The sequence below is a fragment of the Undibacterium sp. FW305-107 genome, from assembly GCF_058788535.1.
Window position 1 is genome coordinate 594,678 of the sequence record NZ_JBYTAV010000001.1, and the last position, 22,782, is coordinate 617,459.

At 50.6% G+C, this 22,782-nt stretch carries 24 protein-coding genes; 10 read left to right on the forward strand and 14 right to left on the reverse strand.

Annotated features, from left to right (window positions below; genetic code table 11):
* Positions 1-4: 4 nt before the first annotated feature.
* A complete protein-coding gene (locus AC3WQT_RS02830; protein WP_492702044.1) occupies positions 5-2,041 on the forward strand; it encodes a sodium:solute symporter family protein in 2,037 nt (678 codons plus the stop codon).
* A 122-nt stretch (positions 2,042-2,163) separates the two neighbouring features.
* Here the strand turns inward: AC3WQT_RS02830 and AC3WQT_RS02835 are convergent, their stop codons facing one another.
* Entirely contained in the window at positions 2,164-3,165 is a 1,002-nt protein-coding gene (locus tag AC3WQT_RS02835; protein ID WP_492702046.1) for a GlxA family transcriptional regulator, read from the reverse strand.
* 97 nt (positions 3,166-3,262) lie between these two features.
* Here AC3WQT_RS02835 and AC3WQT_RS02840 point away from each other — a divergent pair, with 97 nt between their 5' ends.
* Positions 3,263-3,874, forward strand: coding sequence for a LysE family translocator (locus AC3WQT_RS02840; protein WP_492702048.1), 612 nt, complete (start codon positions 3,263-3,265; stop codon positions 3,872-3,874).
* 76 nt (positions 3,875-3,950) lie between these two features.
* Here the strand turns inward: AC3WQT_RS02840 and AC3WQT_RS02845 are convergent, their stop codons facing one another.
* Positions 3,951-5,072: an MBL fold metallo-hydrolase gene (locus AC3WQT_RS02845; protein WP_492702050.1), complete on the reverse strand. Its 1,122-nt coding sequence runs from the start codon at positions 5,070-5,072 to the stop codon at positions 3,951-3,953.
* Between the two features lie 223 nt (positions 5,073-5,295).
* Between AC3WQT_RS02845 and AC3WQT_RS02850 the strand changes: the two genes are divergently transcribed.
* Entirely contained in the window at positions 5,296-5,907 is a 612-nt protein-coding gene (locus AC3WQT_RS02850) for a TetR/AcrR family transcriptional regulator (RefSeq protein WP_422972275.1), read from the forward strand.
* 157 nt (positions 5,908-6,064) lie between these two features.
* Here the strand turns inward: AC3WQT_RS02850 and AC3WQT_RS02855 are convergent, their stop codons facing one another.
* Positions 6,065-6,694: a GntR family transcriptional regulator gene (locus tag AC3WQT_RS02855; RefSeq protein ID WP_492702053.1), complete on the reverse strand. Its 630-nt coding sequence runs from the start codon at positions 6,692-6,694 to the stop codon at positions 6,065-6,067.
* Positions 6,695-6,823: 129 nt separating this feature from the next.
* On the opposite strand from AC3WQT_RS02855, the gene AC3WQT_RS02860 reads away from it, so the two are divergent.
* Entirely contained in the window at positions 6,824-8,008 is a 1,185-nt protein-coding gene (locus tag AC3WQT_RS02860) for an NAD(P)/FAD-dependent oxidoreductase (protein ID WP_492702055.1), read from the forward strand.
* A gap of 200 nt (positions 8,009-8,208) precedes the next feature.
* On the forward strand, positions 8,209-9,126 hold the full coding sequence (locus AC3WQT_RS02865) for a hypothetical protein (RefSeq protein ID WP_492702057.1): 918 nt from the start codon (positions 8,209-8,211) through the stop codon (positions 9,124-9,126).
* Between the two features lie 246 nt (positions 9,127-9,372).
* Here the strand turns inward: AC3WQT_RS02865 and AC3WQT_RS02870 are convergent, their stop codons facing one another.
* The 3 genes from AC3WQT_RS02870 to AC3WQT_RS02880 form a co-directional block, all read right to left on the reverse strand.
* Complete coding sequence (locus AC3WQT_RS02870) at positions 9,373-9,594, reverse strand: hypothetical protein (protein WP_492702059.1); 222 nt, start codon at positions 9,592-9,594, stop codon at positions 9,373-9,375.
* A gap of 44 nt (positions 9,595-9,638) precedes the next feature.
* Positions 9,639-9,878, reverse strand: coding sequence for a hypothetical protein (locus AC3WQT_RS02875; protein ID WP_492702061.1), 240 nt, complete (start codon positions 9,876-9,878; stop codon positions 9,639-9,641).
* Positions 9,879-10,144: 266 nt separating this feature from the next.
* The gene (locus tag AC3WQT_RS02880; RefSeq protein WP_492702063.1) at positions 10,145-10,651 is read right to left on the reverse strand and encodes a MarR family winged helix-turn-helix transcriptional regulator; all 507 of its coding nucleotides are present in this window, start codon (positions 10,649-10,651) and stop codon (positions 10,145-10,147) included.
* A 186-nt stretch (positions 10,652-10,837) separates the two neighbouring features.
* On the opposite strand from AC3WQT_RS02880, the gene AC3WQT_RS02885 reads away from it, so the two are divergent.
* On the forward strand, positions 10,838-11,728 hold the full coding sequence (locus tag AC3WQT_RS02885) for an EamA family transporter (RefSeq protein WP_492702065.1): 891 nt from the start codon (positions 10,838-10,840) through the stop codon (positions 11,726-11,728).
* Between the two features lie 36 nt (positions 11,729-11,764).
* Complete coding sequence (locus tag AC3WQT_RS02890) at positions 11,765-12,382, forward strand: nitroreductase family protein (protein ID WP_492702067.1); 618 nt, start codon at positions 11,765-11,767, stop codon at positions 12,380-12,382.
* 25 nt (positions 12,383-12,407) lie between these two features.
* On the opposite strand, the gene can is transcribed toward AC3WQT_RS02890, so the two are convergent.
* On the reverse strand, positions 12,408-13,073 hold the full coding sequence (gene can / locus AC3WQT_RS02895) for a carbonate dehydratase (protein WP_492702069.1): 666 nt from the start codon (positions 13,071-13,073) through the stop codon (positions 12,408-12,410).
* Positions 13,074-13,208: 135 nt separating this feature from the next.
* On the opposite strand from can, the gene AC3WQT_RS02900 reads away from it, so the two are divergent.
* The gene (locus AC3WQT_RS02900; RefSeq protein ID WP_492702071.1) at positions 13,209-13,943 is read left to right on the forward strand and encodes a substrate-binding periplasmic protein; all 735 of its coding nucleotides are present in this window, start codon (positions 13,209-13,211) and stop codon (positions 13,941-13,943) included.
* Here the strand turns inward: AC3WQT_RS02900 and AC3WQT_RS02905 are convergent.
* From AC3WQT_RS02905 to AC3WQT_RS02915, 3 genes are all read right to left on the reverse strand, one after another.
* Entirely contained in the window at positions 13,940-15,202 is a 1,263-nt protein-coding gene (locus AC3WQT_RS02905; RefSeq protein WP_492702073.1) for an RNA polymerase sigma factor, read from the reverse strand. The genes AC3WQT_RS02900 and AC3WQT_RS02905 overlap by 4 nt on opposite strands.
* Positions 15,184-15,567 carry a YciI family protein gene (locus tag AC3WQT_RS02910; RefSeq protein ID WP_492702075.1) on the reverse strand — a complete coding sequence of 128 codons (384 nt, stop codon included), beginning with the start codon at positions 15,565-15,567 and terminating at the stop codon, positions 15,184-15,186. Before AC3WQT_RS02910 ends, AC3WQT_RS02905 begins: the two co-directional genes overlap by 19 nt.
* Before the next feature lie 144 nt (positions 15,568-15,711).
* Entirely contained in the window at positions 15,712-16,419 is a 708-nt protein-coding gene (locus AC3WQT_RS02915; RefSeq protein WP_492702077.1) for a glutathione S-transferase N-terminal domain-containing protein, read from the reverse strand.
* Between the two features lie 163 nt (positions 16,420-16,582).
* Between AC3WQT_RS02915 and AC3WQT_RS02920 the strand changes: the two genes are divergently transcribed.
* Positions 16,583-18,745, forward strand: coding sequence for a gluconolaconase (locus AC3WQT_RS02920; RefSeq protein WP_492702079.1), 2,163 nt, complete (start codon positions 16,583-16,585; stop codon positions 18,743-18,745).
* 135 nt (positions 18,746-18,880) lie between these two features.
* Positions 18,881-19,534: a hypothetical protein gene (locus AC3WQT_RS02925; protein ID WP_492702081.1), complete on the forward strand. Its 654-nt coding sequence runs from the start codon at positions 18,881-18,883 to the stop codon at positions 19,532-19,534.
* 22 nt (positions 19,535-19,556) lie between these two features.
* On the opposite strand, the gene AC3WQT_RS02930 is transcribed toward AC3WQT_RS02925, so the two are convergent.
* From AC3WQT_RS02930 to modA, 4 genes are read right to left on the reverse strand one after another with little or no spacing between them, the layout of a single operon-like run.
* Positions 19,557-20,369, reverse strand: a complete 813-nt coding sequence (locus AC3WQT_RS02930; RefSeq protein WP_492702083.1) for a TOBE domain-containing protein — start codon at positions 20,367-20,369, stop codon at positions 19,557-19,559.
* Entirely contained in the window at positions 20,366-21,046 is a 681-nt protein-coding gene (locus AC3WQT_RS02935) for an ABC transporter ATP-binding protein (RefSeq protein WP_492702085.1), read from the reverse strand. Before AC3WQT_RS02935 ends, AC3WQT_RS02930 begins: the two co-directional genes overlap by 4 nt.
* A gap of 24 nt (positions 21,047-21,070) precedes the next feature.
* The gene (gene modB, locus AC3WQT_RS02940) at positions 21,071-21,745 is read right to left on the reverse strand and encodes a molybdate ABC transporter permease subunit (protein ID WP_492702087.1); all 675 of its coding nucleotides are present in this window, start codon (positions 21,743-21,745) and stop codon (positions 21,071-21,073) included.
* Positions 21,746-21,761: 16 nt separating this feature from the next.
* Positions 21,762-22,520: a molybdate ABC transporter substrate-binding protein gene (gene modA, locus AC3WQT_RS02945; RefSeq protein WP_492702089.1), complete on the reverse strand. Its 759-nt coding sequence runs from the start codon at positions 22,518-22,520 to the stop codon at positions 21,762-21,764.
* Positions 22,521-22,782 lie beyond the last annotated feature (262 nt).

Below are 22,782 nucleotides of genomic sequence, written 5' to 3' on the forward strand. Positions count from 1 at the left end.
TCACATGCCACAAAAACGCTTTACCCAAAGATTGACGCTGTACTACCTGTGGTACACCCTGCTGTTTTTCATCTTCCTGATCAGCCTGGCGATACTGGAAAAAGAAGGCGTGCCGCGTGCATGGATAGGTTATCTGTTCATGTTCGCCACCATCGTGCTGTACGCAGGCATAGGTGTGGTCAGCCGCACATCCGACATCAGTGAGTATTATGTCGCAGGGCGGCGTGTGCCTGCCGTCTTCAATGGCATGGCAACGGCGGCCGACTGGATGTCTGCCGCCAGTTTTTTAAGTCTGGCTGGTGGCTTGTATTTACAGGGGTTTGATGGCCTTGCCTACATCATAGGCTGGACTGGTGGTTTTTGCCTGGTGGCGATGCTGATCGCACCCTATCTGCGCAAGTTTGGTCAATACACGATTCCTGACTTTTTGGGTGCACGCTTTGCTGGTACGCCTGAGAATAATATGGTCAGGATCATCGCCGTGTTTGCCACCGTCTTTATCTCTTTCATTTATGTGGTGGCGCAAATTTATGGTGTGGGCCTGATCACTTCGCGCTTTACCGGTGTAGATTTTTCTGTTGGTATCTTCCTGGGTCTGGCCAGCATCCTGGTGTGTTCTTTCCTTGGTGGCATGCGGGCAGTGACCTGGACCCAGGTGGCGCAATACATCATCATCATCATCGCGTTTTTGATCCCGGTGGCGTGGTTGTCGGTCAAACACACCAACAACCCGGTTGCCCCACTATCGTATGGCTCAGTGTTGCCTGAGCTGGTCAACAAGGAAAAAAGCTTTGAGTCAGATGCAAGAGAAAAAGAAGTCAGGGCGATCTACCGTCAGCGCGCCGACGAATTACAAAAGAAAATACAACAACTGCCACAATCCTGGGAGGAAGGCCGCTTCGAATTGCAGCATAAGCTGGAAGAATTAAAGTCAGGTAATGCCTCGCTGCTGGATATCAAGGCAGCCAGCCGGGTGCTGGCGAATTATCCCAAGACACCGCAAGAAGCACAAAACCGCTGGAGCGATATACGTAATAATTACCTGGGCAAGTCGCAACCCAGTTTTTCCAAGTACACGCCGTATGCCGCAAAAGACAAGAATGAGTCGGACAACAAACGCAATAATTTCATGGCACTGGTGCTTTGCCTGATGATGGGCACAGCCGCCCTACCCCATGTGCTGGTGCGTTATTACACAACACCCACGGTCAAGGAAAGCCGAGACTCGGTATTCTGGTCGCTGTTCTTTATCATGCTGCTCTACATCACCATCCCGGCGCTGGCGATACTGGTCAAGTACGATATCTATAATTCCCTGGTCGGCAGTGAATTCTCCAAACTGCCCGCCTGGGTCACTTATTGGGCGAATATAGACCGCATCAATCCACTGGTGAATATCACCGACATCAACCATGATGGCATAGTCCAGCTGGCCGAGATCGTGCTGGATGGTGACATCGTCGTACTGGCCACGCCCGAGATTGCCGGGCTACCCTATGTGGTGTCTGCGCTGGTGGCGGCCGGTGGACTGGCGGCTGCGCTGTCTACCGCCGACGGCTTGCTATTGACGATATCGAATTCACTGTCGCACGACATTTATTACAAAATCATAGATCCGCAAGCCTCCACGCAAAAGAGGGTGACGATATCCAAACTGCTGTTACTGGTAGTGGCACTGGTGGCGGCCTATGTGGCCTCACTCAAGCCTGCCGATATTTTGTCGCTGGTCGGCGCTGCGTTCTCTGTGGCTGCATCGGCCTTATTCCCTTGCCTGGTACTGGGCATATTCTGGAAGCGCGCCAACCGCCAGGGGGCCATCTGCGGCATGATTACCGGCTTTGTGGTTTGCGTGTTTTACATGCTGTCCACTCACCCCTTATTCGGCGGCAACCCTGCTAACCAGTGGTTCAGCATCGCCCCGATATCGGCAGGTGTATTCGGCGTACCGGCAGGTTTTATTACCATGCTGGTGATCAGCTTTTTTACACCTAAGCCGGATCAGAAGACACTGGAGCTGGTGGACTTTATCCGGCAGCCCTGAAGCGGGGAGAACAGGAAATGCCTGGCGATGGTAAAAAATAGATACTGTAGGACGCTTTGTAATGCGCCCTACGTCACGGCTTACCTGGACATGTATCTGTTAATCAAAATCCACCCGCATGCTTAGAGTATTGTAAGAGCACCTGGTGATGTTTTTCGGAATTGAGCCGGTGTTTCCCCAAACCGCTTACGGAATATCTTCCCCAGATAACTGACATCAGAAATACCTGCCTCATCTGCAATTGTCGCAAGGCTATGGCTGGAATTAAGCAAGCGCCATTTCACATGTTGCAAGCGTACTTCGTTCCAGTAATTTTTCGCTGTCATACCATGGCTGATCAGGAACAGGCGATCCAGTTGTCGCCTGCTGATGCCGACCATGCTGGCAAGTTCATCTGTCGTCTTACTTGAGCTGAGCAAGCTGCGCATCAGGGCGATGGCGCGGCCTGTGTGACGACCTGTTGTAGCCGCGATATCCAATGAACGCAGTTGATGACCGCTGCTGCGGGCCTCATCAACCAGCATATCAGCCAGTCCTTTCAAGGCACGGTTGCGGCCACAGGCACGCGCCAGTATTTCTACTGCAAGGTCTATTGCCGACGTGCCACCGGCACATGAAATGCGGTCTCCATCAAAGCAATACATCTGCTCGCTCACAACTTCTATGCGTGGGAATGAAGCGCGAAATTCTGCTTCATGCCGCCAGTGCAGTGCGACCTTATGACCAGACAACAAACCACAGGCAGCAAGCAGAAAACATGCGTTATCAATGCAGACCAGTTTGACACCGTGTCCTGCCGCCTTGCGCAGGATATCTTTATAGCTTGGTGCCAGTGCCTGTGTCGCCTTGGCATTTCTTCCACCAAATACCACCAGATAATCAAAGTCCGCATAATTAATTTCTGCAGGCGTGATCTGTACCTGTATGTCAATCCCGCTGCTTGATTTGACACTGCCAGCATTAAGACCCAGGACATGCCATGTGCAATACCGCTGGCGACTGTAGTCTGCCTCGTCTGCGGTAAAGCGCAGCTTGTCCAGAAACCCGCCAAACGGCAGTAGCGCAAATTCGGGCAAAGGCATAATCAGTATGCGTATGTCTGCCACAGTAGTTTCATTACGCATATGCTATATGTCCATAATTTACCTTATTAAGTCCATATAATACCATTCACAAGACATCGTATTGTCTACACTAATCGCATAGAAAACGGGAGAACACATGGCTTTGCATACCTGGATTATTTACGCGATTGCAGTATTGGGCTTATCGATTACACCGGGGCCGAATGGCTTGCTCGCGATGACACATGGCGCGATGTATGGCGCAAGAAAAGCGGTGTGGACCATCACAGGTGGCGTGGTGGGTTTTACCTGTTTGATTGCCTTGTCCATGTTTGGCCTGGGTGCCTTGCTGCAGGCTTCTTCACATGCCTTGCTTGTATTGAAGATAGGCGGCGGGCTTTACCTGGTCTGGCTTGGCATACAGTTATGGCGCGCCCCTGCGCTGCGCCTGGCACTCATGGGAAGCGCCAGTGCAGCATCCGGGCTCAGCCTGTTCCGCACTGGCTTGCTGACTGCCATTGCGAACCCAAAAGTACTCTTGTTTTATGGCGCTTTCCTGCCCCAGTTTATTGACATGCAACAGCCGCTGTTACCGCAATTTCTGATCATGACGGCGACATTTGCAGGCATGGAATTTGTGGTCGAATGCCTGCTGGCCAGGCTGGCCCACCAGATACGCCCCTGGCTGGAACGTGGCGAGAAACGCTTTAACCGCGCTTGCGGAACGCTGTTTGTATTGGTAGGTGCGGCTTTACCGATAGTAAAGTAAGGCCAGGTTCTCAACTACAGAAACGCTAGTCAACAACCTGGCCATGCCGCATTCAAGCCACATTCATGCGACCAGCTCAGTCTGCAAGCACAGACTGTAAAGACACAGGTTTGCTGGCCTGCGCCATGGGGAACAGCCACCAGCGCTTGCCGGTTTGCGGTTCGGCGATGTCAACCTCTTCACCCATCTGCGGCGTACTGATCCTGACATCATGCTGTTTGGCCAGTGCAACGATGCGTTCAAACGGCTCGAACCAGCTATGCAAAGATAAATCAAAGGTGCCGTTATGGATAGGCAGCATGGTTTTGCCACGCAAATCGATATGGGCCTGCAGCGATTGCTCTGGCTGCATATGCACATCAGGCCACATCTTGTTATAGGCACCGGTTTCTATCATCGTCAGGTCAAAAGGACCGTATTTGTCACCTATCTCTTTAAAGCCTTTGAAGTAGCCGGTATCGCCGCTGAAAAATATTTTCAGCTCAGGCGTGAGAATGCTCCACGATGCCCACAAGGTCTGGTCACGATCATGCAAGCCACGGCCAGAGAAATGCTGAGCGGGTGTGGCAACAAACTGCGTGCCGTTGATCCAGGTGCTTTGCCACCAACCCAATTGCTGGATTTTGTCTGCAGCTATACCCCATTTGATGAGGCGATCACCCACACCTGTCGGTGTCAGGATATGCTCAGTTTTTTTCGCCAGTTGCAGGATAGCGGCGTAATCAAGGTGATCATAATGATCATGCGACAGGATGATGCCCTTGATAGGTGGCAGGTCAGCAATGCTGATCGGTGGCTGGTGAAAACGTTTTGGTCCCATCCATTGGAATGGTGAGGCACGCTCAGAAAACACCGGGTCAGTCAGCCAGAATTCACCCTGCAATTTCATCAGCATGGTTGAATGACCAAGACGATAGAGTGTGTTATCCGGTGCGGCCAGCAACTGCTCTTGAGTCAGGTCAAACACGGGGATGCTGCCGCCAGGCACCGTGTCTTTTGGTTTATCGAAGAAAAACTTCCACATGATTTTCAGGTTTCCCAAAAATCCAGGCTCGCGCATTTCTTTGTCATTGACAAATCCACCCGCTGAAGCAGGCGCCTGCATGTCAGCCTGGGTTGCAGGGACAACTGCTGGCACGACAGTAGATATAACTGCAGGCAAATTCTGGGCATTGCTGGGGTATGAAACATAGGCCATGGTGATCAACACTCCTGTCATGAAGAGACTGAATACAAACCGCGAAAGTCGGGGCATAATTAATAAAATGCTTACGAAGCTGATTACTGCGCTGAAATACTGCACTGAAATATTACACTACACAGTGTAGTTTCTAAACCTGAAAAAGTAAACTACTTAGTGTAAAATTCTTTTATCGCAGCCAGACAGGCTCAACCAGCACATCAGATAATAAAATTACAAAATGTCAGAACCCGTACGCCAGACCGACCGCAAACGCGAAGCCATCTTGCAGGCAGCCATTCATGAATTTCGCCTCAATGGTTTCGATGCAACCAGCATGGACAAGATCGCCGCCACGGCCATCGTCTCCAAACGAACGGTGTACAACCACTTCCCTAGTAAAGACGATTTGTTCGCCGCAATATTGTTAAAATTGTGGCAAAGCGCAGTTTCTCAGGATGATTTTCGCTATCAGGCCGATAAAAACCTGCGCGAACAGCTGGAAACTTTCCTTGGCAACAAGATGCGCCTGATGAGCGACACCAACTTCATCGACCTCGTCCGCGTCGCCGTTGCCGCCACCATCCACACCCCGGACCGCGCCCGCGACATGGTCGAACGCATGAGCAAGCGCGAAGAAGGCATCGTCGCCTGGATCAGAGCAGCACAGGCCGACGGCAAGTTAAAAGCTGGCGACCCCTATTTCATGGGCGACATGCTGCAAGGCCAGCTCAAGTCCCTGGCCTTCTGGCCGCAGGTGGCGATGGGGCAGCCGATGCTGGAAGAGCCGCAGCAAAAAGTGTTGATAGAACTGACGGCGGGGATGTTTTTGGGGTATTACGGCGTGGCTTGATGCGAACGCATGCTGGACTTCTGCATTCAAAACAATCTACTTGCGTATGAACATTTTTACGTTGTAAGGCGCATTGCATTGCGCCTTACGTCACGGCAATTGCGAAGGAATGAACTGTGCAAAGTTCATTAGCTTAAAAATCGCAGAAGGATTCAAATCAATCATCCTGAGCAGCCAGAATCGCTTGTTGTGTATGCGCAATGTGCTCTTCCAGTAGTCTGATGGCTTTACCTTCATCACCGGCACGCAATGCATCGAGAAGCGCATAATGCTCGCGTTGCGGCTGTTCTCTTCCCACGACATGGGAGATATAAATTCTGGTGTAGCGCTGCGTCCCCAGTACCAGGTCTTCTATCATCCTGAGCAGGCGCGGTTTGCCAGCGGCGCTATACAGTGTCAGATGAAACTCAAGATTCAGTGCAGACCAGACACTGGGCTTGCTGGCCTGGTCATATCGCTCAAGTATGGCCTGGCAACTGTCGAGATGATCCGACGTCAGCCTGGGCATGGCTAATCTTAATGCCCTGGTCTCCAGGCCTATGCGTATATCCAGCATCTCGATAATCTCTGGTATTGAATGTGTGGTAACCACAGCACCTTTATTGGGCTCATGCTTGACCAACCCTTCTGCCCCCAGCTTCTTGAGTGCTTCACGGATAGGGATGCGGCTGACGCCAAATTGCTCAGCCAGTTCTTCCTGCTTCAAAGGCACGCCTGCTGAGAGCACCCCATCATAAATATTCTTTTTCAGTGAAGAGCTGATCTGGTCTGACGTAGGCTTGTTCATAAGCGCTCAATTTTTGGTATTTTTTATCAACACAAAAATTATACATTATTGGATCCAATTTAAGATACAATTTTTCATCGCCTGGGTTTGGGCTGCAGGCAGGCAAAATTTTCTCCGACAGGGATGGCAATGGACACTACAGAAAAAACTCATTATGACGCCGTGATCATAGGCGGGGCCATCATCGGTTCATGCACGGCTTACTTCCTGAAGAAGACCAGCCCGGACATGAAGATTGCTGTCATAGAACCAGATCCTACCTATGAATTTGCATCGACAGTCCGTGCATCTGGTGGTGCCAGGCGCTTGTTCTCATGCCCGGAAAATATCCAGATGTCGAACTTCAGCATTGATTTCATCAAGGCATTTCCTACAGAGATGGGCATCAATGGCGAGCTTGCGCCTATTGACTGGAAGGAGCAAGGCTATCTGTTCATCGTCCAGGGTGAGCATCTGCGCGTCATTGAAGAAAATGAAAAAATACAAACCGCACTTGGTGCAGAAATTCATCTGCTCGATCGCCAGGGATTACTCAAGCATTTTCCATCAATGAATGTCGATGATCTTGACGGTGGGGCATATTCCCCGCGCGATGGCTGGTGTGACCCGTCCAGCTTCTTGCAAGGTATGCGCAAGAAGGCGCGTTCGCTGAGGGTAGATTACATACAGGACAAAGTCGCAGGACTGAACTCCAGCAAGCATGCCGTGACCAGCGCCGTTTTAGCCAGCAAGCGAGTAGTCAGTGCCGACTACTTTGTCAACGCTGCTGGCCCATGGGCCAGCCAGATCTGCGACATGATAGGCATGCATTTACCTGTCAGCCCGCTACGCCGCTTTGAGCATTACTTCACAGGCCAAAACAAGATAGAAGCACTACCCTACGTCAAAGACAGCAATCGCCTGGCGTTTCGCCCCGAAGGTGTAGGCTATTCAGGCGGCCTGGTCAATTCTGATGAGCCACGCGGTTTCAATTTCGATGTTGATCATGACTATTTTGAGCGCGTGGTCTGGCCAGCACTGGCACACCGCTTCCCTACCGCATTTGAAGGTACAAAATGCCACCGCACATGGTCAGGCCTGTACGAACAATGCGAGCTGGACGGCAATCCCATTATTGGTAACTGGAATGGACACTTTGACAATTTCTACGTCTCCGCCGGATTCTCCGGCCACGGCATGATGCACGCCCCAGCCGCTGGCCGCGCAATTGCCGAGATGATAGTCAAGGGACATCAAGAGACAATAGATTTGTCGCGCTTGTCTTATGACCGCGTTGAAAAGAACGAGCCTTATCGGGAGAATGGGATACTTTGATTGGTAGTGAGAGAGAGTGCGACTTGCTGCATTCGTTAAATCACACCGGGACAGGTACAATTATTTTTTAGTAAAACTATCCGTCTTCGGTACATATTCGGAGATAGGTCAAAAAGGTGACGCCCCTAGACCATTTATCGAAACGGCAAATATACTGACTTGAGGTGATTACACTGTATCACCATATTACGGAGTGAAAGATGACCCATCAAGCAGCAAATTTTGGTAAACAAATTGGAGATACAATCATTTGGTATTCCAAAACAGCGGAGCGTTCCAATGCATGCTGCATCTACTGCGGCGTTTCGCTACGCGGGCCAAATGCTTCTCATTCAGACAAAGAGCACCTTATTGCCAACAATTTTGTCCCAACTGGGACCATGGCAAGTCATCCATTCAATCTCATCTTCCGCGCATGCCGCCAATGCAATGCTCGTAAGGCAAAAGCCGAGGGGCACGTCTCCAGCATCACTTTATTCAATTCACCAGACCGACTAGAGAACGTTCACATAAATGAAATAGCTCTCCGCAAAGGGAGAGGAGCTTATCACCCAAGGAAAAAAGGTGTTCTGGTACAGGATGCATATGAAAATCTATCCATCAGCAGTTCATTCGGCCCGATGTCAATCAAATTCGGGATGATCGCACCGCCACAGTTAGATATGAACTTGACTGGCGAAGTTGCATTCAGTCATGTACAAGGTCTGTTTACGCTAGTAAGCACAGAGGACCATAGAGATCTGCAAAAAATTCGCTTACTTCCCCAAGACCAATTCATCTGGTATGACGTATACCCTCACAGCGATTGGGGTAATCCTCAGACGCTAGAGATTGCTAATCGAGTCAAAGGCTGGGAATGTCTGGCAAATATCATCTCGGCCAATGGGTACTTTAAGGCGATATTACGCTTGAGTGATGAGGGATGGTTCTGGGCCTTAGAGTGGAATAAGCAGCTAAGACTAATTGGTGGAATTAGTACGTCAAGTATGAAAGTGTTTGAAGGGCTAGCTGATGAAGGCTGGATATCAACGCCAAAAGGACGAATGCGGCAACATGCGCCGTACGACCCGAAGTTTGACCAGCTATTTTCTGGGGTAATCTATGACTGTATGGATTGAATAAATGTGACCCAACTGTGGGTCAGCACGACATTCAATGATATATAAATATACAGCGACAAAAATTCCTGAATTTAATCGGTATTAAAAGTAGAATTTTCTCAGTTGAATTATTAAGTAGACTCTAAATAAAGGTATCAAGATTTATTGACAGTCAGGTAGTGGCTTTGATCTTTAAATGCGTTCATTTGCATTTTATAGACTGATGCATAACTGCGCACTGCAAATTATAACTTTTAGCTTAATTTAAAATTTAAGCACGGCAAGAAGCGCTTCCGCAGTTTCGTCGAATGCATGTACCTTCTGATCACTGGCACTTGATGCAAGAAGATTTGCACGCATTTCTTCTAACTCACTTTCTAACACTTTAGCTGCGGCAGGACTGGCTCGGTGCGCAGATAGTAGAAGCTTCACTGCTACAACGAGTGCCAACTGCGCACCTGCCGAATCTTCTGGATTATGGGCCATATTAATCCTCGTAGTTCACTTAGCTACTTTGTTTAATGCTTGAACTATTTATTTGATTGTGCAACAACAGAGCCCGCAAGTGTTTTTGTAACCGCATTAGTTTTTTCGCTCTTTAGAGCTTGAGACGCTTTAATTTCTAAAACCTTGCTTGTTGTCTTTGAAGTGCCGGACTGAGCAAGAGCACTACCTGCTAAGCTTTTCTGAATTTGCGATGCAGAAGAGCTTGCGAGCGTTTTCCCAGCCAGTGATGCTGTCTTACTACCAGTCATCTTTGAATTTTTCATAAAAAATCTCCATAGATTGTTACCAATTACAATCCTAAAATTGAATTCATAAAACCACTATATACGGTACATTAACTGTATAAAATAACTATAGGCGGTATTTTTGAAATTTCAAGAAAAATTAGCAGTACTGACTAAGGAGTGCTAACAATTTACAGAAATGCTTTTAAAATTATTTCTATGAATAGAGCATCATTAACATTTCAATCGCTGGATGGCTGCCAATAAATTTGATCTTATAATATGATTGGAATAGCCAAGCACTATTATTCGGATCTTTCCAACACCGCCAACATCGCCCTCAGCCCTTCATTCAATCGCTTCAAATCCCCCGTCCCTAGACCAGACATGATGCGTTTTTCATTTTCCACATGAGCAACCACTGCACGGTCTACCAAATCTTTACCGGTATCTGTCAATTGCACCAACATGCTGCGGGCGTCGTCGGGGTTTTGCAGGCGTAGTATCCAGCCGCTGGCTTCGAGCTTTTGCAGTCTGTGGGTCATGGTGCCGGAGGTGACCATGAGTTTCGAGAACAGGTCGGTCGGGCTCATGCAAAAAGTGGCGCTGGAGCGTCGCAGTGTTGCCAGCATGTCGAATTCCCAGGCGCTCATGCCGAAGTTGCTGAAGGTGGATTCCAGTTCACGCCCCAACAGGTCACTGCAACGGCGCAGACGGCCTATGTTTTCCATGGGGCTGCAATCAAGGTCTGGCCTGGCATTGCGCCACTGTTCCAGTATCTTGTCGACTGCATCCATCGTCTTTTCCCCCATCTTGCTTACTCCCTGATTATTTATTCTTTATAAGTTTCCATTATATGCGCTACCCCTGATGCTTCAGGCATTTGGCCGCTACGGCCTCTTGCTTCCTGCTGAAAGACCATACGCTGCATGGGGATTTTATCTTGATATCAAGATACTTTGTGCTACCATGATTTATCTTGAACTCAAGACATTATCATGAAAACCGCAAATACCACTCCCAACCTCGCCCGCCTTGGCTTTTGGCTGGATACTTTACTGACTGCCCTGGCACCTGCCATCTGGGGGTCAACTTATATTGTCACTACGCAATTCTTGCCGCCGGACCGTCCGTTTACTGCCGCCCTGCTGCGCTGCCTGCCCAGCGGGATTTTGCTGGTGCTGTTTTGCAAGCGCCTGCCCTTGTCGCGTGAATGGGGACGCTTGCTGGTACTGGCTGCGCTGAACATAGGTTTCTTCCAGGCCCTGCTGTTCATTGCTGCATACCGTTTGCCTGGTGGCATGGCTGCCGTGATTGGCTCAATACAGCCGTTGCTGATTATGGCAATGGTCTGGTTAATGGACAGGCGCAGGCCAGCGGCAGTGGCAATCACGGCCAGCATCTTTGCAGTGCTGGGCATGGCGGCTTTGCTGCTATCAGCAACTGCGGAGATGGATGCGGTGGGCCTGGCTGCCGCTGCGGCTGGGGCAATTTGTATGGCGGGTGGCACGTATTTGTCGCGACGCTGGCAAAGCAGTTTGCCGGTATTGGCTTTCACCGGCTGGCAGCTCCTGCTGGGTGGTTTGATCTTGCTACCCTTGAGCCTGCTGGTGGATGCGCCGCTGCCTGCACTGAATCTGACACAGATACTGGGCTATGCCTACCTGTCCATCGTTGGTGCCTTGCTGGCCTATAGCCTGTGGTTCCGCGGCATAGCGCGTTTGTCACCAGTTGCTGTGTCTTCACTGGGTTTATTAAGCCCTATCACTGCCGTCATCCTGGGCTGGGTCGTGCTGGATCAAAGCATGCGCGGGATGTCACTGGCGGGTTTATTGATCGTTCTGGCCAGCGTCATCGTCGTGCAAAAAAGCATGCGTAGCCAGGCCTGAAATTTTTATCTCTCTCACTTCATCAAGGAAAACAAAATGCACGCATCCATACAAGAAATTATCGAGTCCCGTGTCTCTGCCAATCATTATGAAGCCAGCCGCAAGCTCAGCCATGCCGAGATCAGCGAACTGGTGCGCCTGGCAACGCTGGCACCCTCTGCCTATAACTTCCAGAACTGGAAATTTTTGGCGGTTGTCAGCGATGAAGCCAAACAGCGCTTGCAGGCGGCAGCGTTTAATCAGCAAAAGGTCAGCGATGCTGCGGTGACTTTCATTATCTGCGGCACGCTGAATGCGCACACGCAACTGGAACCGGCCTTGCGCCCGGCTGTTGCTGCCGGGATCATCGACGATACGATGCTCAGCACCTGGGTAGGTATGGCAGAGCAAAGCCATACCAATAATGCGGTGCTGCAAAGGGATGAGGCCTTGCGATCAGCTTCACTGGCAGCGATGACGCTTATGCTGGCTGCACAAGGCATGGGCCTGGCGTCTTGCGCCCTGAGTGGCTTTGATGCGGAGGCAGTGTCACGTGAGTTTGAACTGCATGAGACGGAAATCCCGGTCATGCTGATTACGGTAGGTTATGCTGCACCAGGCAATTGGCCGCAAAAACCACGCAAGCAAGTGCATGAAGTAATGCACTTGCTATAGCACTTGTTATAGCTTCACTGTCACATCAATCGTAACGTGCCAGGCTGGCTTCCAGATGCGGAGCCAGTTCATCGGCAGAGCTGACGGTCATGCCCAATTCACTAAGCAAACCATCGCGCAAGCCATATACCCAACCATGCACGGTTAATTGCTGGCCACGGTCCCAGGCGTCTTGCACGATCGTGGTCTGACAGAGGTTGACGACTTGTTCGATGACATTCAATTCGCACAGGCGTTCGCTTTGTTGTTGCAAAGACAGTGCCTCGCCCAGGTATTTTTCATGCTTTTGATGTACATCCTGCACATGGCGCAGCCAGTTGTCGGCCAGACCAACACGGCGTTTGGTCAATGCGGCATGTACACCCGAGCAACCATAATGGCCACAAATGATGATGTGCTTGACACCCAGTACGTCAATCGCGAATTGCAATACAGACAGGCAATTCAAGTCAGAGTGAACGACGACATTGGCGATATTGCGGTGGACGAATAATTCACCAGGCAAGAGGCCCAGCAATTCATTCGCTGGAACGCGGCTGTCGGAGCAGCCTATCCATAAGTATTCGGGGCTTTGCTGTGCTGCCAGCTTCTTGAAAAAATCAGCATCTTTTGCTGTGATGGCAGCAGCCCAATTGCGGTTGTTTTCAAATAATTGCTGTGGAGTCAATCCAGTGTTGCTTGTTGCGTTCATGCTCTCGCCCATTTATTTTAGACAGGCGAGATTCTAACCGTATTGGCGTTTGGCTGCATAATATATCCTGACATGGCTAATCTGACATGAACAAAATTATCATATTGCGAAGCAAGTCTGTATAAGCAATACTTAATGAAAATAAACATCCAGCTATGGATATGGAGTTCGGGCATGATCTTGGGCAAGTATGGCAAGACAAAGACGATATGGCTTTGCGCATTCAGCATTTTTTACCTGTGCGCATCCGGGCATGCCCTGGCTCAGCAAGAAAACATACGTATTGCCACTTTTGGCCAGGGTGGCCCTATGGAAAAAGCTGCCGCCACGTATCTGACCGAGAATTATAAAAAACTGGGTGTACAAGTAGAGTTCGTCAATCTGCCCGGCAACCGCGCCTTGCAGGAATCGAATAGCGGTCGCCTGGATGGCGAACTCATGCGCAAGGCGGGCTTGAGTGTGGAATATCCCAACCTCTTGCAAATCATGGTGCCGCTGGCGACTACCAATACTGTGGCATTTGCCTTGGATAAAAATAAATATTTAGATAAAGGCTGGGACAGCCTGCGTGAACACACGTTTTCATATGAAACCGGCACCAAGGTCATAGAACAACATACCCTGGGCTTTACTAGCGGCCATGCCGAACACAATATCAAGGCAGCCTTCCGGCAAATGTTGAACAAGCGGGTAGAACTGATCGTCATTGATGAGCAAACCGGTTTGCAACTGGTCAAGGAAATGGGACTGGAAGGCACAGTGCATATGCTGACGCCACCTATCAGCACCATCCCGCTTTACCATTACCTGCATAAAAAACATACGGACCTGGCGAACAGGCTGGAAGCCTTGTTACGCAAGAATCACTAATCCAGACTGGCACGTTGTTTTTGCAGGAAGCGCCGCACTGCCTCATCCGCTTCCAGCCCTATTGCAACATCATAAGCCTGGCGCGCTTGCGCCCATTCACCTGCACTCTTCAGCAAATACGCACGTGCCGCCCAGTATGCCTGGTAGTTTTGCAAACGAGGTTGAGCCTGCACTGTCGGCAATATCTGCAAAGCAGCTTGTGGACCGGCTGTCTCTGCCAAGGCAATGGCGTGGTTGATGGCGACCACGGGTGAATCTGTGATGCGCATTAACTGCGCATAGAGTTGTACTATCGCCTGCCAGTCAGTCTTGCCGATGGTGCGCCTTGCCGCATGGGCAGATTGTATGGCGGCTTCCAACTGATAACGTCCGACTTGTTGCAAAGCACTGGCGCGTCTCAGGATTTTTTCAGCGGCATGAATGAGTTTGCCATCCCATAAGCTGGTGTCTTGTTGGGCCAGCGGCACATAATCCCCACCAGCATCACGGCGCGCTGGCCGTCGCGATTCCGTGTACAGCATGAGTGCCAGCAAACCCAGGGACTCGGCCTCGTCAGGTTTCAGGGCTGCCAATAAATCGGCCAGCCATATCGCTTCATCTGCGAGATTTGGCCTTTGCCCTTCTGTGCCTATAGTATCAGCCCAGCCGGCGGTATAAATAGCATAGATGGCATCGGTGATGGCATCCAGTCTTTCGCCGATGACGCTCTGGTCTGGTATCAACAGAGGTATGCCGGAATCACGTATCTTGGCTTTCGCCCTTACCAGTCTTTGTGCCATGGTCGCAGGTGAAACCAGAAAAGCCGAGGCAATTGCCGCCGCATCCAGGCCAAGGATAGTTTGCAAAATCAGCGGCGCACGCATGCTGGCGTCTATGGCCGGATGGGCGCAGGCAAACATCAACGCCAGACGCTGATCAGGGATGGCGGCGCTGTCCACTTCATCCATCAACTCATCGCTAAGCAAGAGCAAATCAGGCAAGGCTGCTGCCTGGGTTTGCCGCTGGCGTACACCATCTATCATGGCGCGTCTGGCCACGGTCAATAACCAGGCTTCGGGTTTTGCCGGTATGCCAGTCTGCGGCCAGTGTTGCAAGGCGCTTTCAAAAGCAATGGACAGAGCATCTTCTGCCCAGGCCACATCATGCGAACGAGCCGACAGGATAGCGACCAGCCGCCCATAGCTGTTACGAGCGGCGGCCTCTGCTGCCTTGATTGCCCCGGCTACAGTAACAATACTCGCTAGCTTGCTGCCGAACATTCGTCGCCAGGCATTTTTTCTGTAGGCCAGATTGGTCTGACTTCAATTGAACCATAGGCGGCACCTGGGCAACGCGCCGCCCAGTGCAAGGCCGCATCCAGGTCTGCCACATCGATGATGTAAAAACCACCCAGTTGCTCTTTGGCCTCGGCATAAGGACCATCAAGCACCGTGGTCTTGCCTTCACGCACGCGTACCGTGGTTGCCTTGGTCGATTCGCGCAAACGCTCACCGGATACCAGGGCACCCGCCTGTATCAGGGCTTCGGTATAGGCACCATAGGCAGCAATCATCTGCACCATTTCGGCATCCGGGATTTGTTGCTCTTCGGCTTCATTTGCGGCTATCAATAACATGTATTGCATGACTTTCTCCTCTTCAACATATAACGGGCAGGATGCACCGTCATGACAATGACGTTCGGGATACGGGCAAATCGACAAAGCGCTAAAAATATTTTATAGGCCTAATCAAGTAACAAGGCAAGCAACAAATGAAGCTTATAAGTATCAACGCCCTGGTATCAGCAATCCCCTCTGCACTGCCGGGCGTCCGACAAACTCAGCCAGGGCGCGCTGTACATGTGGATAATCATTGATGCCCACCAGATCACCCGCTTCATAAAAACCGATGAGATTGCGTATCCATGGGAAAATGGCGATATCGGCAATGGTATAGGTATCACCCATGATCCATTTGCGGTCAGCCAGACGCTGGTTGACTACAGCCAGCAAGCGTTTGGACTCCGCCACATAACGGTCACGCGGACGTTTGTCTTCATAGGCTTTACCAGCGAACTTATTGAAGAAACCAAGTTGACCAAACATGGGGCCTATGCCTCCCATCTGGAACATCAGCCATTGTATGCATTCATAGCGCTCTACTGCATCCGTGGGGATGCACAGTCCGGTTTTGTCAGCCAGATACAGCAGGATGGCACCGGATTCAAACAGGGCTAGTGGTTTGTCGCCTGGGCCCTGCGGGTCGATGATGGCAGGGATTTTATTATTCGGGTTCAGCGACAAGAATTCTGGCGACATCTGATCATTGGTCTCAAAATTGACCAGATGCGGTTCATATGGCAGGCCGGTTTCTTCCAGCATGATGGAAACCTTTACGCCATTCGGCGTCGGCAATGAATACAATTGCAGGCGTTCAGGATGTTGCGCTGGCCATTTTTTGTTGATGGGGAAATTGCTGATGACAGAGCTGGACATGGTGTTTCCTTCCTGGGTTAATCTGATAGCGGCCTTTCAGCACAGAAACCAGATGCTAATCCATTTATGAATTTTCTGCGCAAGGCCGCAATGTCCATGATGGCAAGCGCGCTGTATTTGGGCTAAGCTGCACGACTTGCACCGCAATCCAATTATTTTTCCCATGCTCAGAACCATCTTCATACGACTGCTGTTTGTTATCGCATTGATTGCCATTGTCCTGGGACTGGCACGTTATCTGGGCAAGGATAATAGCGATATTGCGCCAGAAAATTTGCTGGCTAAAGTAGGTGTCATCAAAAAGCCATTAGCAACCTCATTTGAATGGCAAGCGGAACTGGATGTGTACGCTGGCGTGCCAGATATCGATGCCAGTTATTTTTCAGATCCCTACGCGGTCGCAGCAGACAAGCAAGGCAATATTTTTGTCAGCGATGCCGGTGAACATAACCTGATCATGAAGATCAGCGCTGATGGTGCAGTTGCGCCCTATGCTGGCTCTGTTGAAGGCTTTGCCGACGGCAAGGCTGATCAGGCGGCTTTCAATACACCGTCTGGCATTGCGCTGGATGGCAAGGGTAATTTGCTGGTGGCTGATACAGGCAATCACGCCATACGCAGTATCAGCCCTGAAGGCATGGTGACGACATTAGCAGGCAATGGCAAACCCGGTTTCCACGATGGCCTGGGTGCTGAAGCACAATTCAATGGCCCGGTAGGTATAGCAGTTGATGCGGCTGGGAATATTTATGTAGCAGATACCTACAATGACCGCATACGCAAGATCAGCCCGGATGGCCAGGTCAGCACTCTAGCTGGTGGCAATGGTTCTGGTTATCTGGATGGTCCGGCAGCTGATGCCCTGTTTGATACGCCAACAGGCCTTGCCTTGAATAGCAAGGGTGACATACTGATCGCCGACAGCAAGAACGACGCCATTCGCAGGTTGGGCAAAGATGGGCAGGTAACAACCATAGCGCGCGCCCAGGAGGATGAGGACAAGCCACTGATGCGCCGCCCTTTGAGCATAGTCGCCACCTACGACGATCATTTATACATAGGCGAAGGTGGCAAGGGCCGCATCATACAGATTTCGCCCACAGGTGAAATGCGCGGCGTAACAGGTGTGGGTATCAATTTTGAACCCGGGGATGAAACGACGCCACGCTTTCTCCAACCCACAGGCATAGCCCTGAATGACAAGGGTACCTTGTTCGTCAGCGATTCAGCACGCCTGCAGTTGGTGAGGATACGTGCGCACGGTACAGTTGATGCCGCGACAGAGGAAAAACCTGCGGCACCAGCACCCAAGCAAGAAATCAAGAATACCCGTCTCGACGATCAAATCAAATCCTACCCCTGGCCCATCAAGCCACAAAAATCGCCACATGAAGTGGTAGGTACCATGGGCGAAGTGCGCGGCAATTATGATGGCGAAAGCCGCGACCATTTCCATGGCGGTCTTGATGTACAGGCGAATATGGGTACGACCGTATATGCCATCGCCGATGAGAAAGTGCGAGGCACCAGCAGTAGCTGGGGTTATGCTGGGCTCAGCGAAGGCATCAAGCTCGACAGCATGGCTTATATCCACATGAAAGTGGGGCGCACCGCCAAAGATGCGCTAATTGATGAGGATAAATTCCAGCTACAGACTAACGCAGAAGGCAAACCCTATGCAGTACGTGTCAGACGCGGCACCCGCTTCAAGACTGGCGAGGCACTGGGCAGTATCAACCGCATGTTCCATGTGCATCTGGAACATAATCATGCGGGTCTCAAAATCAACCCACTGCAACTGAACTTCCCCGGCCTGTTCGATACCGTCGCACCACAAATAGAAGAGATCACGATCGTTGACGGCAGTGGTAAGGAAGTCAAAGAAAAGCAAAAAGGCCGCTTGCTTTTATCCAGCCAGGCCAAAGATTACGGCATCGTCGTTGATGCTTTTGATCAGGTGGACGGCAATGCCAAACGCCGCCGTCTGGGTCTTTACCAACTCGGTTATCAACTCCTTTACACCGACGGCAGCTCCGTGCCCGGCTATGAAAACCCGCGCATGACGATGGAATTCAACGCCCTGCCACCCGACCGTGAAATGGTGAAATTATTGTATGCAGAAGAAAGCGGCATCACGGTACACGGCGCGAAGAAAACCCGCTTTTTGTACATGGCCAGCAATTCGGTCAAAGACGGGATTGCTAAAAAAGGCAGCTGGGATGTCAGCAAGTTAGCACCTGGCAATTATGTCTTGCGTATCCATGCGGCGGATTTTGCGGGGAATGTGGCGAAGGATAATCGGGACCTGAAATTCACATTGGAATAATATTATTGTAAGTCCACAGCGATTATCAGCTACGCCAACCATCCACCACATTAAAGATGTAAATTCTTAACGATGATAAATACGTATATAAGGTGTTTACTTTTTCTCGCTTTTTTGACTCAACTTTCTCACACTGTGTTTGCTGAAATTGTTCCAGAGTCGTCTGGTCACGACCTGATTGGGTTCGGTGGCTACCAGACGAAGCAGGCAAAATCACTGGCAGATATCCCGCAACCCGTCGTAGCGCGACTTACCGAACATCTTAAAAACCGCATGGGTGAAACACAATATGCTCATTTGAAATTTGCTGGTGTTCAGTTGCCAGACGGAAGTTCCAAAAACGAGCAAGGAAAAGTTCCAGCCTATATATTGCAGTTCGATTTTGAATTACCTGGTACACCTAAAACCATTTTTCCCGCTGAAATCTGGCTCAAGTCTGACGCGAGTGTGCTCAAGGAGATTAACCTGCCTGCTTATGCGAATTCAACAAACAAGCAAGTGTTTCATTCTTTCAAAGAGTTAACGAGCGTCATAGCCAGAAAAGGTTTTCTCGAAAAAAACCTGGCTTTCATACACGAACAAGATGAAGATGGTGCCATCATCAAGAAAGGCTTGCTCGAAAAGGACATGACTGCCAGGCTCATGTACTATGAAAAACTTGATACCCTCGCCTGGGAATATACCAAGATATTATCGGACGATGGCTACACCAAAAACATGAAATCTATTTTGGTCAATGCGTATTCAGGGAAAATTATACGGACCATAAAGTCCTATTCTATTCGTTGAAATGAGGCACCAGACCTCCCCCTCAACCCACCACGCCCAGTATCACACTGGATGCCTTGAACAAACCTGTCACCGTACCACCTACAAACAGGCCCATGCTGGTTGCGCTTTCGTTGGTGATGATAGCGGCCAGAGTTGCGCCGCCTGGCAATTCGACCACTACTTCGGTATTGACTGCACCAGGCAAGATGCGGCTGATATTGCCTGTAAGCTGGTTGCGGGCTGAGAGCCTGGCTTTAGGGTCTTCTTCCATGAGGATGATGGAAGAAGCCTTGATCAATGCAAAGGCTTCAGCACCTATTTGCAAACCTAGCTCCAGCGTGCTTTCATGGGTGATGATGGCGACTATCTTTTGTCCGCCGGCTATTTCGAGTTCTATTTCATCATTGATGGCACCGGGTTTGACCTGACTGACCTTGCCGAGGAACTGGTTGCGTGCGCTGGTTTTCATATTCATTTTCCTGATCAATAAAAAATCGTCGGCAATGCCCACTGCCTGTCTGTCTAGCTGGGCGATGAAGTCACGGTGTTCCTGTTCTATGATCTTGAAATTATTGACCAGTTGTTCACCACGCTTCGTCAGACGTGTACCACCACCACCCTTGCCACCTGTGAGACGTTCCACCAGAGGTTCACCTGCGAGATTGTTCATGGTGTCGATGGCATCCCAGGCGGCTTTATAGCTCATCTTGACAGCCTTGGCGGCCTGGGTGATGGAACCGCTTTCGGCAAGCTGAGCTAGCAGTGTGATACGGCTTTGTCCCCCGAGATTTTCTCCATTGACGGTCATCCAGACTGAGCCTTGCAGGGTAATTTCTTTATTCTTTGCATTCATCTGTTGCAGTCCTTTTCGACGAATCTGCCATCCTGCAAGTTCAGCACATGTTCACCAAACACCTGGACATCTTCTGCATCATGGGTGATGAGTATCATGGGGATATTCAGTTGTCTTTGCAGGCTGTCCAGCTCTTTGCGCATGCTGATGCGCAAAGGCTGGTCGAGGGCAGCAAAGGGTTCGTCGAGCAAGAGTGCGCGTGGTTCAGCGATCAAGGCGCGGGCCAGGGCAGTTCTTTGTTTTTGCCCGCCCGATAATTCATGCGGCATTTGCCTGGCCAGCGCTTTTATCTGCAAAGCATCCAGCCAGTAATCGACCTTTTCATCCTGCACTCTGGCAGATGGATTGCGCCAGCCATGACTGAGACCAAAAGCAATATTCTGCGCCACGTTCAGATGCGGGAACAAGGCGTAGTCCTGGAACAGGTAAGCCAGTTGGCGGCGCTGTGGCGGCAGGTTGATGTGGGCTGCATGGTCGAACAGGGTGCTGCCAGCGACATGGATATAACCGGTATCGGGTGTCATCAAACCGGCAATGGCTTTGAGCACCAGGCTCTTGCCTGCACCGGACGGCCCGAGTATGACGAGGCGCTGGCTATCGCTGCGAACCACGACATCAAGTTCAAAACGACGCTGGCCTGATTGCAGGCTCTTGTGTATGTGCAGGTCAAATTGCATGGTATCTACTCATATTCAAAGGCGTCACATGCGGTTGGCGATGCGACCCGGTGCAAGCTTGCCCGCCAGTAGCAGCACCGCTATACAGACCGCCGAAGTCAGCAAGACCAGGGTATTGGCGACATCGTCCTGCCCCGCTTGCACTGCTTCATAAACGGCAATCGACAAGGTCTGGGTCTTGCCGGGTATGCTGCCAGCCACCATCAAAGTGGCACCAAACTCACCTAGGGCGCGCGCAAAGGCAAGCAAAACACCGGCCAGTATGCCGCGCCATGCCAGCGGCAAAGTCACGCGGAAAAAGATCGCCATTTCACTAACACCCAAGACCTTGGCTGCCTGCTCCAGTTGCCCATCTACCGCTTCAAAAGCCGCCCTTGCCGGTTTGAATACCAGCGGGAAGGCGACGATGGCTGCCGCAATGACTGCACCCTGCCAGGTAAAAATAAAACTGAAGCCAAAGTGATCTTGCAGCCAAGCGCCGATTGCGCTACGCCGCCCCAGCAGGACCAGCAGGTAATAACCAAGCACCGTGGGTGGCATGACCATGGGCAGAGTCAACAAGGTATCGAGCAGGTCACGACCAGGAAAACGCTTGCGTGCCAGCAAATAGCCTACCCCTATGCCAAAAATCAGATTCAGCAGCGTGGCCCAGCCCGCGACTTTCAGTGACAATAGCAGGGCTGTCCATGCTGGATTCATCTATAACCTTAAATTTTTACGGTTTCTGGAAACCGTATTTAGTCAGGATAGCCTGGCTTTGCGGCAAGAACAAAAAGGCGATAAAGCGTTTGGCTTCTTCCCCATTGGTACTGGCCTTGATCTTGGCGACAGGATAAGTGACAGGTATATCCAGCGGCACATCCATGACGACTTTGACCTTGTCTTTCATGATGGCAGCATCGGTAGCATACACAAAACCGCTCTCCACTTCGCCACGGGCAACATAGTCCAGCGACTGGCGCACGTTCTGGGTATAGATGGCCTTGGCTTCCAGTGCAGGCCACAGCTTTGCTGCCGTCAGTGCATGCTGGGTATAACGCCCGACCGGTACGCTGGCAGGGTTACCGATAGCAATGCGCTTGACGCCAGCCAGGTTCAAATCTTCCAGGCGTTTGATGGGCAAAGTGCTGTCTATGGGCGCGATCAACACCAGGATATTTTTAACGAAATCACGGCGGTCGGCAGCGATGACCAGACCCTGCTTCTGTGCTTCATCCATGCTCTCCTGATCGGCAGATGCAAATACATCGACTGGCGCACCTTTGGCAATTTGCTGCAGCAGCGCACCAGACGCACCAAAGTTCAGGGACACCTTGGCTTCAGGATATTGCGTCTGGTAATTTTGCGCAATTTCCTTGAAGGCATTGGTCAGGCTGGCAGCGGCAGAGACTGTCACTTCTGCGGCAAGGCTGGTGACAGAAATTGTGCAGAAAGCAATACTGGCAATTAACTTGCCCAGGGTCTTGATTTGCATAAGGTATCCGGAAGAATAAGTGTCGAACAAGAAGCGTAATATACACTTATATATAGCGACTGCGAAATAGCTTCTTTTGGAAACTTGATATGCGTCATGAAAATACCCAATTCCACACATCTCTGCAAAAAAACAAGCATTTGTTGCAGTTGTGGGCAATATAAAAGCTGAAGATCGGCAGTTGCGGGTATCTTTTCGCATAGCAAGACATTGTTGAACAGGTCACTTCCCAGTGCTAATGAGCACCCTCAGTTTCTGCAAA